This is a genomic window from Desulfosporosinus sp. FKA (assembly GCF_002196785.1).
In the GTDB taxonomy this organism is placed as follows: Bacteria; Bacillota; Desulfitobacteriia; order Desulfitobacteriales; family Desulfitobacteriaceae; genus Desulfosporosinus; species Desulfosporosinus acididurans.
Map to the genome: position 1 here is coordinate 97,820 of NZ_NAHZ01000029.1, position 15,609 is coordinate 113,428.

General features: G+C 39.1%; 15 protein-coding genes, 1 pseudogene and 2 riboswitches. Of the genes and pseudogenes, 8 read left to right on the forward strand and 8 right to left on the reverse strand.

All coding sequences use genetic code 11. The annotated features are described in order from the left end of the window. Nucleotide 1: 1 nt before the first annotated feature. Nucleotides 2–61, forward strand: a riboswitch (Fluoride riboswitch). 113 nt (nucleotides 62–174) lie between these two features. After that, the gene (locus B5771_RS13275) at nucleotides 175–1,359 is read left to right on the forward strand and encodes a cyclopropane-fatty-acyl-phospholipid synthase family protein (RefSeq protein WP_088187949.1); all 1,185 of its coding nucleotides are present in this window, start codon (nucleotides 175–177) and stop codon (nucleotides 1,357–1,359) included. A gap of 63 nt (nucleotides 1,360–1,422) precedes the next feature. Here the strand turns inward: B5771_RS13275 and eno are convergent, their stop codons facing one another. Then, nucleotides 1,423–2,730, reverse strand: a complete 1,308-nt coding sequence (gene eno / locus B5771_RS13280; protein ID WP_088187950.1) for a phosphopyruvate hydratase — start codon at nucleotides 2,728–2,730, stop codon at nucleotides 1,423–1,425. Nucleotides 2,731–2,973: 243 nt separating this feature from the next. Here eno and B5771_RS13285 point away from each other — a divergent pair, with 243 nt between their 5' ends. Continuing rightward, nucleotides 2,974–3,735: an HD domain-containing protein gene (locus B5771_RS13285; protein ID WP_088187951.1), complete on the forward strand. Its 762-nt coding sequence runs from the start codon at nucleotides 2,974–2,976 to the stop codon at nucleotides 3,733–3,735. Between the two features lie 546 nt (nucleotides 3,736–4,281). Here B5771_RS13285 and mgtA read toward each other — a convergent pair. Then, a complete protein-coding gene (gene mgtA / locus B5771_RS13290; protein ID WP_348982953.1) occupies nucleotides 4,282–6,930 on the reverse strand; it encodes a magnesium-translocating P-type ATPase in 2,649 nt (882 codons plus the stop codon). Nucleotides 6,931–7,361: 431 nt separating this feature from the next. After that, nucleotides 7,362–7,521: riboswitch (M-box (ykoK) riboswitch) on the reverse strand. A gap of 289 nt (nucleotides 7,522–7,810) precedes the next feature. On the opposite strand from mgtA, the gene B5771_RS24825 reads away from it, so the two are divergent. Beyond that, nucleotides 7,811–7,936, forward strand: coding sequence for a hypothetical protein (locus B5771_RS24825; RefSeq protein ID WP_242966842.1), 126 nt, complete (start codon nucleotides 7,811–7,813; stop codon nucleotides 7,934–7,936). A 238-nt stretch (nucleotides 7,937–8,174) separates the two neighbouring features. Continuing rightward, nucleotides 8,175–8,522: a DUF190 domain-containing protein gene (locus B5771_RS13300; RefSeq protein WP_172408269.1), complete on the forward strand. Its 348-nt coding sequence runs from the start codon at nucleotides 8,175–8,177 to the stop codon at nucleotides 8,520–8,522. 110 nt (nucleotides 8,523–8,632) lie between these two features. Here B5771_RS13300 and B5771_RS13305 read toward each other — a convergent pair whose 3' ends face one another. From B5771_RS13305 to crcB, 4 genes are all read right to left on the reverse strand, one after another. Then, the gene (locus tag B5771_RS13305) at nucleotides 8,633–9,058 is read right to left on the reverse strand and encodes a universal stress protein (RefSeq protein ID WP_088187954.1); all 426 of its coding nucleotides are present in this window, start codon (nucleotides 9,056–9,058) and stop codon (nucleotides 8,633–8,635) included. Continuing rightward, nucleotides 9,045–10,241, reverse strand: coding sequence for a cation:proton antiporter (locus tag B5771_RS13310; protein ID WP_088187955.1), 1,197 nt, complete (start codon nucleotides 10,239–10,241; stop codon nucleotides 9,045–9,047). The genes B5771_RS13305 and B5771_RS13310 overlap by 14 nt, the downstream gene beginning before the upstream one ends. Nucleotides 10,242–10,493: 252 nt before the next feature. Further along, nucleotides 10,494–10,820: a DUF190 domain-containing protein gene (locus tag B5771_RS13315; RefSeq protein WP_088187956.1), complete on the reverse strand. Its 327-nt coding sequence runs from the start codon at nucleotides 10,818–10,820 to the stop codon at nucleotides 10,494–10,496. Nucleotides 10,821–10,879: 59 nt separating this feature from the next. Beyond that, nucleotides 10,880–11,254 carry a fluoride efflux transporter CrcB gene (crcB, locus tag B5771_RS13320; RefSeq protein ID WP_088187957.1) on the reverse strand — a complete coding sequence of 125 codons (375 nt, stop codon included), beginning with the start codon at nucleotides 11,252–11,254 and terminating at the stop codon, nucleotides 10,880–10,882. 615 nt (nucleotides 11,255–11,869) lie between these two features. Here crcB and B5771_RS13325 point away from each other — a divergent pair. From B5771_RS13325 to B5771_RS13335, 4 genes and pseudogenes are all read left to right on the forward strand, one after another. Beyond that, a complete protein-coding gene (locus B5771_RS13325) occupies nucleotides 11,870–12,286 on the forward strand; it encodes an EamA family transporter (RefSeq protein WP_088187958.1) in 417 nt (138 codons plus the stop codon). Between the two features lie 471 nt (nucleotides 12,287–12,757). Continuing rightward, nucleotides 12,758–12,997 (forward strand): recombinase family protein, encoded by a 240-nt coding sequence (locus B5771_RS24330; RefSeq protein ID WP_348982954.1) that lies wholly within the window; start codon nucleotides 12,758–12,760, stop codon nucleotides 12,995–12,997. Between the two features lie 18 nt (nucleotides 12,998–13,015). Beyond that, nucleotides 13,016–13,179, forward strand: a pseudogene (locus B5771_RS24830) (recombinase family protein); the annotation flags it as partial. 227 nt (nucleotides 13,180–13,406) lie between these two features. Beyond that, nucleotides 13,407–13,616 (forward strand): hypothetical protein, encoded by a 210-nt coding sequence (locus tag B5771_RS13335; protein WP_140417735.1) that lies wholly within the window; start codon nucleotides 13,407–13,409, stop codon nucleotides 13,614–13,616. 190 nt (nucleotides 13,617–13,806) lie between these two features. On the opposite strand, the gene B5771_RS13340 is transcribed toward B5771_RS13335, so the two are convergent. Both B5771_RS13340 and modB read right to left on the reverse strand, forming a co-directional pair. Further along, nucleotides 13,807–14,934, reverse strand: coding sequence for an ABC transporter ATP-binding protein (locus tag B5771_RS13340; RefSeq protein WP_088187960.1), 1,128 nt, complete (start codon nucleotides 14,932–14,934; stop codon nucleotides 13,807–13,809). Next, nucleotides 14,931–15,608, reverse strand: a complete 678-nt coding sequence (gene modB, locus B5771_RS13345; RefSeq protein ID WP_088187961.1) for a molybdate ABC transporter permease subunit — start codon at nucleotides 15,606–15,608, stop codon at nucleotides 14,931–14,933. The genes B5771_RS13340 and modB overlap by 4 nt, the downstream gene beginning before the upstream one ends. Between the last annotated feature and the right edge of the window lies 1 nt (nucleotide 15,609).

Genomic DNA, 15,609 nt, shown 5'->3' on the forward strand with positions numbered 1-15,609 from the left:
ATGTAGTTTAGGTGATGGGGCTCACCTTATAAAGGCTAATGCTGATGGCTCCTACTTTAAAGTAGGGGTCATTTTGTGTTTTTACGATAAATTGGGGTTAAGAATTTTTTTACCATAACCATTTTAAATGTAATATTTGTTATGAGGAAGAGCATTGAAAGAAAGGTGGAAATTATGGATTTAGACAAGGTGTTTTACAAGAATCTCTTTAAGAATCTATTTACTGATCCTTTCGTTGTGGAATATTGGGACGGTGAGTCCGAACGGTATGGTGATGGTGATGGGAAATTCAAAATTATTTTGCGGGAGCCTATTCCTAAATCAGAGATCATTGGAGATTCTTCTTTAGCTTTCGGAGAAGCTTATACCATCGGTAAAATCCAAATCGAGGGAAGCGTTCGGAATGTCGTTGAATTGCTGTATAACAACAACGATAGTTTTTTACATCGAAATCCAACCTCTTTAAAACTTGCCCGATTTCTTTCTAATGGTCTTAAAAGAAGCAAAGAAAATGTTCAGTTTCACTACGATATTGGAAATGATTTTTATCAATTATGGCTTGACGATACTATGACATATTCTTGTGCATATTTTAGGCACCCAGAAGATACCTTAACGAAGGCTCAGAAAAATAAAATAGATCATATTTTACGTAAGCTTAATCTTCAGCAAGGGCAACGTTTATTGGATATTGGTTGTGGCTGGGGAGAATTAATTATTACGGCTGCAAGAAAATACGGTGTTAAGGCTTTAGGAATTACGCTTAGTCAGGAGCAGAATGATAAAGTCTGGGAAAGAATCAACAATGAAGGTCTATACAATTTGGTAGATGTTCAATTACTCGATTACCGTGAGCTTAAAAATCAGACTTTTGATCGGATAGTCAGTGTAGGGATGCTGGAGCATGTCGGTAAAAAACATCTAGGAGAATATTTTGCTACAGTTCAAAGGTTACTTACGGAGGGAGGTATTTCTTTGCTTCACTCTATAACAGGTAGAGACGGAAGAGGAACGAATTCATGGATTGAGAAGTATATTTTCCCCGGAGGATATATTCCCCGTGTATCAGAACTTATTAGGTTTATGGAAGATTTCAATCTTTATTTGCTCGATGTAGAGAGTTTAAGGAATCATTATACACGTACCTTAGAACATTGGGCTCAAAACTTTGAGAAAGCATTACCCATTATCCGAGGTAATAAAGATGAAACTTTTATTAGAATGTGGCGCCTTTATTTAAACGCATGTGCTGCTTCATTTCATTCCGGGAATATTGATGTACATCAATTTATATTTACTAAAGGCCCCAATAACGAACTCCCGTGGACACGAGAGTACATTTATTCACATGTTTCCTGACCACACTATCTATTTTATGGAAAAATATTAAATAGATAATGTGGTGGGAACTGTTGTAAAAGACTACTTCCTAAAATGCTCAAAGCTGCTAGGTAAATTGTAGAATGTATTATGAGCTGGGAATAAAGCCGCTTGGCCAAGATCCGCTTCGATTCTCATTAGCCGATTGTATTTTGCTACTCTTTCTGTTCTCGCCGGGGCTCCGCTCTTTAGTTGCCCAGCGTTGACAGCCACTGCGAAATCAGCAATTGTAGTATCTTCCGTTTCTCCTGAACGATGAGAGATAACGGTCGTGAAACCAGCTTTTTGTGCCATTTCAACAGTATCCATCGTTTCGCTTAAAGTTCCGATTTGGTTGAGCTTAATCAGAATGGAGTTGGCACTACCTTCTTTAATACCCCTAGCGAGACGTTCTCGGTTCGTAACGAAGATATCATCGCCCATAATCTGAATCTTATGGCCTAAGCGCTTATTTAGCTCGTGAAAACCTTCCCAGTCATCTTCGGCTAGACCATCTTCAATTGAAATGATCGGATATTTCGCTACCCATTGTTCATATAAATCCACCATTTCTCCTGCATCCAATGTTCTATTCTCACTGGCAATAATATACTTTCCATCCTGGTAAAAGGAACTTGCCGCCGGATCCATGGCAATAAAGAGATCCTCACCTGGACGGTAGCCTGCTGCTTCGATACCTGCAATAATAACCCGGACGGCTTCTTCGTTAGAAGATAAGTTAGGAGCGAAGCCACCCTCATCACCGACGGAAACATTAAGACCTTTCTCGCTTAAGAGATTTTTTAAGGCATAATATATTTCTGCGCTCATGCGCAGCGCTTCAGCAAAATTCTTGGCTCCTACCGGCATTAATAAGAACTCTTGAAAGTCCAGATTATTAGCTGCATGTTTACCACCGTTTAAAATGTTAAACATTGGAACCGGCAATGTTTTGGCATTCGTTCCACCAATGTATCGATAAAGAGGTAAGTCGAGAAGATTTGCAGCAGCTTTTGCTGCGGCCAATGAGACACCTAAAATAGCATTAGCTCCTAATTTTGATTTGTTGCCGGTGCCATCAAGTTCTATTAGAAGCCGATCTAATTTTCTTTGGTCTACCGTATCAAAACCCTTTATAGCTGGGGCAATAATTTCGGTAACGTTACGGATTGCTTTTAATACACCTTTACCGTTAAAGCGCTTTTTATCATTGTCACGTAATTCCACGGCCTCATAGATTCCGGTTGATGCTCCCGAAGGGATTTGGGTTGTTCCCGAAAAACCACTGGCCAGAGTAATCTCCACCTCTATAGTAGGGTTACCGCGAGAATCTAAAATTTCTCTTGCTTGAATTTCATCAATCTTTGACAATTTAATCACTCCTTTAATTTAGTTTTGCCTAAATTAAAGAGTAAGATTCTCAATTTCGAACAGGGTTATACAGCTACCTCCGTCCCGTAATCTTTTTTGTTCACAAAGTCAATATGCGCGGCTTGCCAACCTAAAAGATTGTTTTAATTAATTTAATCGTTTTAATCTTTGCTAAGTATACTCTTAGTAGAGAGTATTTTAAGCTAGTAAATTATAATTTAGTAACGTAAAGGAGTAGTAAGAATGAATGAGTTAACCCTTGAAAACCTTAATTCTTGGTTCGACCATTACTCACAAGGCTTTCTGTCTGGAAATCCGGAAATTAATCGAAATATTCAGTTCAAGATAGATCATACTGACCGAGTTCGGGAAAATATTATAGCCATAGCACATTCATTAGATTTGAGTGCTAATAACCTACGTATCGCTGAGTTAATTGGGTTACTCCATGATGTAGGAAGATATGAACAGTTTATTAAATATGGTACTTACAGAGATGACATTTCAGAAGACCATGCCGAACTGGGACTTAAAGTTTTAGCTGATAATCAATTATTAAATGATCTATCTGACGAGGAAAAGAATATCGTTGAAACTGCTATAAGATGCCATAACAAATATTCGTTACCTCAAGAACTATCCACAGATTCCTTAATGTTTTGCAAATTAATCAGGGACGCTGATAAATTGGATATTTTTAAGCAAATAATTAATGAGATTGAAAGTCTTTCCGAACGTAGTGAATCATCTCCTGAAGTTATTGAATCAATCCTTAAAGGAAAAGGAGTTTCCTATTCGGGCGTAAAAAGTACTATTGATCTAATCTTGATGAGAATGTCATGGGTTTTAGATATAAATTACGGTTTAACTCTGAGGAAAATTCGGGATATGAAATACCTGGAGCGGATGGTCGATAAACTTCCGAAAACAGAAGATATTCGAAACGTGTATGATTATCTTAATACTTACTTAGAGCGGAGACGTCTTGGCGAAAGAGTTAAGTGAATCCGGATATTTCGCTTAACGTAGACTATTCTCATTATTCCTGATGTTTAAATTGACTGGGGACGCATTGATTTGTTTTGAGGTTTGGTTAGAGACTCGTATGGAAGGGGAGTCATTCAAGTTCAAGGGTCTGTATCTGGTCCACTTGAGAGATTCAGGCCCTTTTTTTTACAGGAAGAAAGTATAACTTCGTTGCATACTTTCTTTTATAATACCAGCGTAGTGACAGTTATCTTAACTAAAGAAGTGGAAGTCCTCAATATATATGGGCTTCCACTTTGTGTATATGTCTATAAAGTATAAGATTTTTACAGTTCCTGAAAGGGTGGTATTGGTGCTTTATTATTTATTTTAGCATATTAATCGCAGCTTCATAGGGTAATACTATAAAGTTCTATTACCAAAATTATATTAGGAAGTTAATATACATCATCATTGACGGATAATGTTGGCTTGACTTTTAAAGATCCATTTCAAAATAAGGTAAAGAAAAACCGCAGGCATTTCTCATCCTTGCGGTTTTAGTAAAGGGTGTTACGTGTATATTTACAATAACTCTCCGTATTTCTTGACAAAAAGGGTTTTAATAGTTTGGGCAAGTGCCATATACGCAACAATTGTAGCGATAAGCCACGGGAAATATATTAATGGTAACGATGACATTTTAAGGTATCCACCAATAGGTGTAAACGGGATAATTGTGCCTACAGCAATAGCCAATGAGGTAAGAAGCAAAACGGGCTTAGACGCACGGCTTTGAATAAAAGGTACTTTCTTCGTACGAATCATGTGAATCACAAGTGTTTGCGACCATAGGCTTTCCACAAACCAACCTGTGTTAAACAGCGTCATAAATCCAGTTTGAGAATCAGGGTTAAGGGTGTGGTAGGCACCACCCAGTATATGGGGGCCAATAATAAAGAACATAAGCAGATACGTTGTAATATCGAAAACAGAACTTGTGGGGCCAATCCACAGCATAAACTTACTGATGGAGGAAGCATCCCATTTGCGCGGAATTTTCAGGTAATAGTTATCCATATTATCCCATGGAATAGAAAGGCAAGAAATGTCATAGATCAGATTGAGGACAAGAATTTGAATCGGCAGCATCGGCAAAAAGGGCAAAAATGCACTTGCAACCAAAACCGAAAACATGTTGCCAAAATTGGAGCTTGCAGTCATCTTAATATATTTAATGATGTTTCCAAAGATCTTTCGTCCTTCGATAACTCCTTCTTCAAGCACCATGAGGTCTTTTTCAAGGAGAATAATATCCGCTGATTCTTTGGCAATATCAACTGCGGTATCAACTGAAATGCCGACATCAGCTGCACGCATCGCAGAAGCATCATTAATACCGTCACCGAGAAATCCTACAGTATGCCCGTTCTCGCGGAGCAGTGTCACAATTCTTGCTTTTTGCTGTGGAGATAGTTTGGCAAATACACTGGTTGATTCTACTTCTAATTTCAGCAGTTCATCATTCATTCCTTCAATATCCGAACCAAGTAAAAGCTTCTCTACCGATAATCCAACTTGTTTGCAAATACAACGTGTTACAGCGTCATTATCCCCTGTCAAAATCTTAACCGCTACACCGTATTCGTTAAGTGCTTTAATTGCCGCCATCGTTGTTTCTTTGGGTGGGTCAAGGAAAGCAAGATAACCCATTAACACCATTTCAGCTTCATCCTTAACGGAGAATACACCTTCTACGGCCGGATTCGTTTTTTGTGCTACTGCAATCACACGCATGCCGTCATCATTAAGCTTGGCAACAGTTGCTAATATTTCCTGTTGGATTTCGGAAGTTAGAGCCACAACCTTACCATTGTATTCGGCGTATCTTGATACAGACAACATTTCCTCTACGGCACCTTTGGTAATAAGTTGTGTTTTTCCTTCACGATCTTTTAAAACAACGCTCATTCTGCGGCGTGTGAAGTCAAAAGGTATTTCATCAACCTTTTCATAGTTGTTTCCGAGATTGTAAAAGGGTTGTTCTTTTGAATGTGCGAGAATAGCAATGTCCATAAGATTTTTCAGCCCAGTTTGGAAATAGCTATTCAAAAAGGCGTGACGTAAAACTCTTACGTCTTCGTTGCCGTGAATATTAAGATGAAGTTCTAAGATAACTTTGTCTTGCGTTAGAGTACCAGTTTTATCGGTACATAAGACATCCATAGCTCCAAAGTTCTGCATAGAGTGTAGATGCTTAACAATAGTTTTTTTCTTGGACATCGAAACTGCACCTTTGGCGAGATTAGTTGTCACAATCATGGGTAGCATTTCAGGGGTAAGTCCTACTGCTACGGATAATGCAAAGAGAAAAGCTTCGAGCCAATCACCCTTTGTAAAGCCATTAATAAACAGCACGATTGGAACCATAAACATCATGAAACGAATTAAAAGCCAGCTTACAGAGTTTACACCCTTGTCAAAGCTCGTCTCCACACGTTTTCCAGTTACTGATTTGGCGATGGAGCCAAAGCAGGTATTATCACCTGTGGCAATCACAACACAGACCGCAGAACCACTGACCACATTACTTCCCATAAATGAAAGATTTTCAAGCTCTAGGGGATTACGTGACAATGCTTTTTGGGTTTGATGAACTAAGCTGCTGTATTTTTCGATGGGCTCGGATTCGCCCGTAAGAGCTGATTGGCTAATAAATAAGTCTTTAGCTTGTAGTATGCGAACGTCAGCAGGAATCATATCTCCTGCAGCTAAATAAACAATATCACCTGGAACAATATCTTCAAGAGGTATTTCCATTCTACCAACACCGTCACGCTCAACAGCAACGGTTGTATGCACCATAGCATTTAGCTTTTCGGCAGCATTATTGGATCGTGTTTCTTGTATAAAACGCAACAATCCACTAATTGTTACCATCACGCAGATAATAATAACAGAAGATGGGTCACGATCCTCTGGTGCTGCTAATACAACATCAGTAAAAAGAGAAATGACGGCTAGGACAAAAAGTACGATGGTAAAAGGATTTATGAAAGCATCGAATATTCTTTTAAGCACAGATTCTTGCTTATCATGGGATATTTCGTTACTACCGTACTCATCTCGTAGAGTGTTAACCATTTCTTCATTGAGACCTTTATACGAGGTTACCATTTCCTTGAAAAGTGTTTCTGTCTCCATTTTACTGGATGCAAGCAATTTTTCAGACATAGGGGATACATTACTTTGTATAGTTTGAATTACTTTTTTCATGGTCTTAACCTCCTAAAATTTTAGTTTAGCTGTTAGACAGCTGACTACAATTTCATGTAGCCCAATAACTTAGGAAGTAAAGACATAAAACACGTAAGCAAAGTGTGCTCAAATCATTGAATTGAATTTTGGCAGCTGTGTGCTTAAATCATTATTTTAGATTTTCGGCAGAGGAACAGAACGAAGACTACGTAATCATTACTTTGGGACCGGTTCCTCTTTTTACTTCGCCCGTCAGGTTTCATGTCCCCACTACTTCCTTCGTCCATTCCTCTCACCTCCAAATAATTTCAGATAGTTTAAATATTGATAAACCAATGCAAAAATCCCTTGCCAAAGCATGAACAATGGCAAGGGAATATTACCCAAGTTACATACACACATAAAAATAGTGTATGACATCGTTCAAGCTTTAGCTTCGCAAGGCGATGAAATTGCATTAGAATATGCCTTGGTTTCGACATATCCTGCTAACCTTCTCATAGTGTCTCCACTACTCCGCGGCAGCAATCCGTATCCCTGCGGTAGCCTCACCTACCGAGTGTTATTTAGTTCATTAGTATTATATTACTGTATTCGATCGATTTCAAGTAAAATTGTTCATATTTGCTTTATATGATCAACGTTATCAACGTATGATTTATTTTTATATTCAGATCTTAATGTATCTTCATAATACGAAGATTTTCTTATGTATCTATAGAATACTCTAAAAATACATTTACTTTGTAGATGGTATCAGCTACGCTGGTATTACCCCAAGAATGGCAGAAAGATAAAAATCATCAATCGTTTAGGTATTGAACCTCCACTCACACAGGAGATTTTAGGGATCACGATTCCCAAAATCTCCGTCTCGGTTCGTCCGGGACGTAATCTTGCCTCAATTATTGAAGTTGCAGTGATGCAAAATAGACTCCGCTTACCTTACTTAGAGCGAAGACTTCTTAAAAAAGATTTCTAAAATTTTTCACCATTTATGACTTTATACCATAAACTAATCATGAGATTGAAAGAAATAATACAGATTAGACAAGCACGCCAGAATAATTGTGTTGATGTAGCTATAATCATAATTTATTTCATTTGGACAAGAATCACAAGGCTAATTAATTAGCGGATGAAGAAGGGTAAACAGGCTAAAGATTTTGGGAGTGGGACATTTCTTAAACCAATTGCACGCCATTGAGGAGGTGTGTCTGGTGAAAAGTCCAAAAACTGCAAAATTAGTATGTATCTATATCCATGAGAATGACCGCTGGAGAGGAAAACCATTATATGTTGCTTTAACCCAGTTATTGCGAGAAAAGAATATCGGAGTTGTCACTGTAATACGTGGCCGAATGGGAGTGGGCCCAAATGGTATTATTAAGGATAACCATTTTTGGCCGATTCATGGAGACTATCCTATTATTCTGGAATGTTTAGATCAGGCTGATCGAATTAATGCAGTGCTCCCGGAGATAAATCGTATGTTAACTAAAGGTAAATATATAGTCGTGGATGGTGAAATGTGGGAAAATAGTAATGGACGTAATTTTGATAGATAACTTTTCCAGTGCCCAAGGTGTTTGGGAAGGTATAGGTGATCAATGGCTCCTAAATAACTAGGAGCCATTAGTATTGCCGCTATAGTATTTTGATAACAAATGATTATTAACTATTGTCGAATTACCATCACTGGAGTATTGGAGTAGCTAACAACTTTTTGTGCGATACTACCGATTAGCATTTTTTTAAATCCGCCTAAGCCTCTGGTTCCCATAACTATTAGGTCAATTTCATTATCCGAAGCATATTTAATAATTGTTTCTGCGGCGTGTCCGCGTTTAACGACCGTTTTAATCTGCAGTTCGTTTTGTTGTCCAAAATCTTTAAGTTCGTTAAGAAGGGGATGTAAGTGTTTCTCAGCCTCATCGACCGTTTCCGCGATCTCATCTATGCTTGGGCTAAAATCTGGAACATGGATAACCGAAAGTATAGTAATCTTAGCGTTAAGCGTAATGGCTAGATCGGCTGCATCACGAAAAGCTTTTTTGCTGCTTGCAGAACCATCAAAGGCTACAAGAATTTTACGAATTTTCATGTGGCAATTCCTCCCTTATTCTTTTGGGTATTGCGTTGATCTCGTTCTTAGATTCACTTGAGTTGTTTTCAGAACTTGGTAAGAAGAATCGTTGGGCGATCATGGTTGGGATTACAGCGCTAAGAATGACGACCGCAATGATGGCACTGTACTGAGCATCTGTAATGTAATGATTCGTTAGACCATACAAGGCAGAGATGGAGCCAAACGTTAATCCGGTACTCATCAATAACGTTGTATACATGCCGTCACGGTTGTTATATTCAAAAATTCTAGTAGCCGGTAGGACGCCGATGAATTTGGCTGCAACTTTGACAACGAGTAAAATGATAATAAGCCCAAAGGAGGCGACAAGAGCTTTTGGTGAGACTAAAGCTCCTGCTTTGATGAAATAAAATGGGGTAAAAGCGACAAAAGCTATGGCTCGCATTTTATGCAGAGTCTCTTTATATTGGAGGAAAAATCCAGCCATAGCCATTCCGATGATGTAGGCCGGTAAGACGGCCTCACTGCCGGAATAAACCGCTAGGAAAGCCAATAAAGCAAGAATAAGAAAGACAAATTTAATTTCCGGTTCACTGACTTTCCCATTATATAGTTTGAAAATCCGGGAAGCTATCGGAGTAGCGATAAATACTGCAAGGGTAAGAATTACAGCAAAACCTAGAAACTTAATAGAAAAACCTGTAAAGAGTAAGCCTAAAGCGAGTACAGTTCCAAGGTCTGTGACAAAGCAAGCTGCTAAAATTGCTTGCCCAAAGCGACTTGAAGAGAGGCCACTCTCGACCATGACGGCATAAACAACAGCAACAGAAGTCGTGGATAAGGCAATCCCTGTAATTTTGGCGGCATTAATATTCCATCCTAGGGCAAAATACGCCACGCCTATGCCTAAGAGAAACGGGAGTAGGAAAGAGAGGAAGCCGATGATAATGCTTGGTTTAAGGTTATCCCTTAAACTATGCGGATCAATTTCGGCACCTGCTAAAAATGTAAGCACGACTGCTCCGAAACCTGCAAGGAAATTGACCCAATTTGTAATTTCAAGATGCATTAAGTTTCCACCGATTACACCAACAGCAATTTCCACAAGTGCTACAGAAATTCCTAGGCGGATGGAAAGAAGGCTTGCTACTAGGGCTAGGAGAATCCATTGGGATGCTATCCAAAAGGTTGGGTCCATATTTGACACCTCCTAGATTTTTATATATTTAAAAAGCCCTTCCCAATTGTGAGGGAAGGGCTTGGACATAAATAAGCTCCTACCCCGCATTGAGGTAGGAGCTATTAGCCAATAGGCAAAACGACATGTTGCTAAAAAATAATGCTGTGACGAGCCCCATCATCATTTTTATTTTTCGTCCTGTGTTCATTATATTTGCTGACAAATAATATTGTCAATAGGTCGGGAATAAGGCTATTGTTCTGAATGCTACTACTCTTTTCCGTGCTTATAAACCTGAATATCAGCTGTAAATACTAAGCCTTTTGGTACGATTGAACAAACCTCCGGAATTAGGGGATCAATTTTTTCAGGAACGTCAATAACTTCCAGTATCATCGGTAAATCAGAAGATAACTCCAAAAAACGGGCAGTGTGGAGAATTTTGTCCTGACCATAACCCTCGATACCTCGACTCACCGTTACGCCGCCAATCCCTTTTTCTTTAAACCAATGGACTAAATACTGATACAGAGGTTTATTTTTATACCGTTCGCTTTCGCCCATATATACTTTAAGAAGTCTTGCTTTACCTAACATTTTACAATACCTCCCCTCAAGGCATTTTTGTCACTAAAATGATTAGTTATCATATTTTACTACAGTAAACGAGCTAGTGCTACACCCAGAGCAGATCCAGCAAACCCAATAATTATCGATAATAAAGTATATAATCCTGCTGTTATATACCCACCTCCTTCTAATAACATAATTACTTCATAACCAAACGTCGAGAATGTAGTATATGCACCTAAAAAACCTATACCAATTCCTAAACGCCATAACGGGCTGACGGTTAATTTTTCTATAAACAATATATTTAGGAATCCTAATAAAAAGGCTCCGGTTATATTGATGATAAAAGTACCTAACGGAAAACTTTGGCCCCATTTAGTAGATATCCATAAGCCAAGACCATATCGGGACATTGCTCCCAAAGAACCACCTAAAGCAATAACTAAAAAACTTTGCATCGTATCCTCCTTTTTTGATAAAATTAAAAGACCCCTACTGAGATAGTTTCAGTAGGAGCCATTAGCATTATGCAAAGCGAGCCCCATCGCAAGTTGGTAATCCAAAAAGGTAATTACCTACTTCATTAATCACTATAGTTTAAAAACTATCCGAATGCAATACTTTTTGGATTATAAGAAAATAATAGTTAAATGACAATCATTGAAACTGCTAATCTTTTTTGAGTTAACTTTATCGTAGAACAGAGTATGTTGAAACCTAGAATTTGGTTCATTTTTTTCTACCGTTTCATAAGGATATCATTATGGAATTAAAGGATTGTCTAAGTATATAAGTTTACAATGAACTTCTTCCAAAAACCCTCAGGGCATATGGTTTTATTTATTAAATAATCCCATAGTCTTTTTGTCATGTCGTAAAGGTTCATTTGATACGCCCCTCCTAACTACTATTCTATTTACTGTTTATGCAAAAAAATCAATTTTGTTAATTTAATTAATATCGTTAGTTTCATTAATTTCGTAACGTATAAGAAATTTACTTTGTATTAGTACTTTGATTTTGCTGACAGATAATCTTGAACTTCTTAATTTAGCAATAAAGGGGGAAAGAGTATGTGGAAGATATATGCCATTTTATCGGCCTTGTTTGCTGCTCTTACTGCAATTCTTGCCAAACTAGGTATTAAAGGGGTAGATTCAAACCTCGTAACCGCAATTCGTACAGTTGTCATTGTTTTTTTAGCATGGATTGTTGCCGGCGTCAGTGGTGGACTCAATGGAATTCCGAGTCTAACAAGGCAGAATTGGACATTTCTTTTATTGTCCGGGTTGGCAACAGGGTTATCGTGGCTATTTTATTATAAAGCAATATCGTTAGGACCAGTATCACAGGTTGCCCCCATTGATAAATCGAGTATTGTTATCACCCTGATTTTGTCATTTTTTATTTTAGGAGAGCAATTCTCTATAAAAACTTTAATAGCAGGTATCCTTATTTCAGCTGGTACCTTTTTGATGTTGTGGAACTAAAATAAAGAATTTAGATGAGAAACGATCAGTTACCGTTGTCTAAACAATCCCTCCAAAGTGTTAAGCAAAAAATAGCGTAAAGTTGTCCTCTTTATGAAGGAGGGGACTATTTACGCTTACCATGGAGGATTGTTCCGGGCTCCTAACCCGTTCAAAACTTCATGGTCTTTATATTATAATGACAGCTTTTATATATACTTCGACGTTAAGAAAATTGCTTGAATCGTATCAAGATATACTTATAAAAATAAAGCGTATGTGGAAAAGATGTTCATATTAAAAAAATGAACAATTACTATACTTGAAATCGATAAAATACAGAATTCGAAGCCGTAGATAAGGAAAACCTTTACGAAAAACAATTAACTTGCTATCAACTCAATACAGAGCTATCATGTCCTACACTTGGAGAGAATGTTAAATGGGCCGAATCAAGCATTCTAGATATTCTTGAGAACGAAAAATACTGTGGTGACGCCCGCCTGCAAAAAACCATTACAACGGGCCTATTTTAATAGGAAGAAGAATAATGGCGAAGCCCCAATGTACTATGTGAAAGATAGTCAGCCAGCCATAATTAGCCGAGATGATTTTGAAAAAGTTCAGGAATTGATGGTTGAAAGAGCCAAATCGAAAGGCAATATTGAGAGTAATCGAGATAAATACACAAATAGATATGCTTTAACTGGAACTATATTTTACGGCGACTGAACTGGTCAAAAAGTTGACTTTGCTCGGAATACTCTCGATACTTTGAAATATGTTCGTCAGCTCGAGGAGAAGGGAGTAGTTATTTTTTTGAAAAGGAAAATGTCAATACGCTCGACGATAGTAAGGGGGAGTTTTTGATAACTTTACTCGGAAGCCTGGCACAAGAAGAAAGTTCGAATCTGTAGGTTCGTTGATGGCGTGGAAGTGCAATCCATGGTTGAGGTGGCGTTTATATTTAAGGTTGGTATTAAAGTGAGGGAGGTACTGTGATAAAAGGATTGACGGTCGGGGTTTGGGAAACCTTCGAACGGCATTTTCTAAGACACGTTTATTATGCTGTCAATTCAAATTCTCTTCCTCAATCTGATATACGATATTTCTTACCTGTCCATCCAATGGAAAAATATGGATGATCGATGCGCAGACTGGATTTGTGGCACTCTTTAATGCAGGTTGGTTTATTGAAAGTCTGTGGTTCCAAACGCTAGTGATCCATATGATTCGTACCAAAAAATACCGTTTATTCAAAGCCGTGCCTCAAAACCCGTTTTGCTCCTTACCATTTGGCTATCGCGGTGGGAACCAGCATACCGTTCACACCCGTGGGGAGTTATCTTAAGATGTCCTCATTGCCTTTGATCTATCTCCCGTGGCTAATCGCAACAATAGTTACCTATATGGCACTAGCTCAAATTATTTAAACGCTTTTTGTAAGAAAATTTGGAGAGTTATTGTAATCTAAGTAAGATATCGGACAAAAACCGCAGGGATTTTTAATCCTTGTTTACAAATTTAGGAGGTGAAGATCTTTACTGAGGCCATAGCACGATCTCGGAAATGGGAAAAATGACTTGACAGGGGTCTCCAAGTTGAAACACAAGGTTATCAGACCTTCCGTGATTTAACGGGACATATGCCTGAAGATCATAGTCACGTTGACTGTGCACCAAGTTATTAGTAAGAGAAGTTGGCTGCCTGATTAACTGTATAAACACAATTTGCCCATCAGGAGTAGGAATGTTTTGAACGATTCGCCCAGAGAAACTATTGACTGAGTCCTCCTTTCGTGTGAAATACGCCTGCTCTACAATTAGGCGAGCGGGCCGAATCCCCATGGAAAGGTCGTTTTGCTTTAGAGTATTAGGAATGGTAAGATGACAGCCTAATTCTTCTACCCAGAGTTTGGCTGTTTTACCATTCCGTTTGGTTACTGTTCCGTCAAAAATGTTTTCTGTCCCGGTAAGCCGGGCTACTGTACGGTTAACAGGCTGGTGAATTATTTTGTCCTGTGTGCCTAACTGAATAATCTTACCATTGTCCATGACGGCAATGGTAGAGCACAGCCGGAACGCTTCTTCCAAGCTATGAGTCACTAGAATCATCGTGCCGGAGAAAGCATTTCTTACATCGATGACTTCCTTTTCCAACTTCTTTTTCACTTGGCTATCTAAAGCGGAAAAGGGTTCATCTAAGAGAAGCAAAGCAGGGTCTGTGACAAGTGTCCTAGCCATGGCCACCCGCTGTTGCTGTCCGCCAGAGATGTATTGGGGATAGGATTTCTCCAATCCTATGAGCCTCAGCCGTTCCATCATGGAATGGACTTTATCCCGTCTTTCCAGTCTGCTTAAATGATTTAGGCCAAAAGCGATATTTTGCTCCACCGTGAGATGCGGGAAAAGAGCATAATTTTGAAAAAGGAACCCGACGTGACGTTGGTAAGCCTGGATAAAGGTGCGTTCGCTGGAATCATAGAAAACTGTGTCCCCAACTTTAATATACCCTTCATCCGGTTGTTCCAGGCCAGCGATCATGCGCAAAGTCATGCTTTTTCCGCATCCGGAATGCCCCACTAAGGCTAAGGAGGAACCCTCAGACAGATCAATATGCACTTGAAGAGAGAAGAGCTCCAAGGTTTTAGACATTCGAATTTCTATCATCGATTTCCTCTCCTCCCCACCTGTCGATTGAGTATATTGATCAGGATCAACACCAGTAGAGCGGTACCTGCCATAATTAATGCAAGTAGATTGGCGGTCGACTGATCTCCGGCGAGCATGGAATTGTAAATGGCAATAGGCATGGTCAACGTTTCACCTGGTATGCCACCAGAGACCATGAGCGTCGTTCCAAAATCCCCCAAAGCCCGGGCAAACATGAGCACAAGTCCGGTAGCGATTCCTCTCCATGCGTTAGGAATTATAACGAAGAAGAAAATACTGAGTTCTGTTCTTCCAAGGACGCGGGCGGCATCCAAAAGATTTGACGGAATCCCTTCGATGGCTGAACGGGCTGTTTTAATGAAAAATGGTATTGAAACAACGGTTGCCGCAATAATCGCTCCACGGGTTGTAAATACCAGAGGGGTTCCCAGTCGTTCCGCTAGTTTTCCAAGCCAACTATTCCGGCCTAGGATGATCAGTAAGTAGTAGCCGAGAACGGTTGGTGGCAAGACCATCGGGATGCTGATTAGTGAATCGAGAACCTCGCGTCCTTTCCATTTGCTGTGTGCCAAGAACCAAGCGATAGGCAAACCTATCAGAAGACCGAACAAGGTGGCGGTCAATGCCAGATATAAGGAAAGATAAAGAGGAAATAAATCGGATATCCTCATC

Coding starts and splice junctions, on each gene's coding strand:
- B5771_RS13275 (WP_088187949.1), top strand. CDS start 175: ATGGATTTAGACAAGGTGTTTTACAAGAATCTCTTTAAGAATCTATTT.
- B5771_RS13285 (WP_088187951.1), top strand. CDS start 2,974: ATGAATGAGTTAACCCTTGAAAACCTTAATTCTTGGTTCGACCATTAC.
- B5771_RS13315 (WP_088187956.1), bottom strand. CDS start 10,820: ATGTTAGGTAAAGCAAGACTTCTTAAAGTATATATGGGCGAAAGCGAA.
- B5771_RS13305 (WP_088187954.1), bottom strand. CDS start 9,058: ATGAAAATTCGTAAAATTCTTGTAGCCTTTGATGGTTCTGCAAGCAGC.
- B5771_RS13325 (WP_088187958.1), top strand. CDS start 11,870: ATGTGGAAGATATATGCCATTTTATCGGCCTTGTTTGCTGCTCTTACT.
- B5771_RS13335 (WP_140417735.1), top strand. CDS start 13,407: ATGATCGATGCGCAGACTGGATTTGTGGCACTCTTTAATGCAGGTTGG.
- mgtA (WP_348982953.1), bottom strand. CDS start 6,930: ATGTCTGAAAAATTGCTTGCATCCAGTAAAATGGAGACAGAAACACTT.
- B5771_RS13310 (WP_088187955.1), bottom strand. CDS start 10,241: ATGGACCCAACCTTTTGGATAGCATCCCAATGGATTCTCCTAGCCCTA.
- crcB (WP_088187957.1), bottom strand. CDS start 11,254: ATGCAAAGTTTTTTAGTTATTGCTTTAGGTGGTTCTTTGGGAGCAATG.
- modB (WP_088187961.1), bottom strand. CDS start 15,608: ATGAGGATATCCGATTTATTTCCTCTTTATCTTTCCTTATATCTGGCA.
- B5771_RS13340 (WP_088187960.1), bottom strand. CDS start 14,934: ATGATAGAAATTCGAATGTCTAAAACCTTGGAGCTCTTCTCTCTTCAA.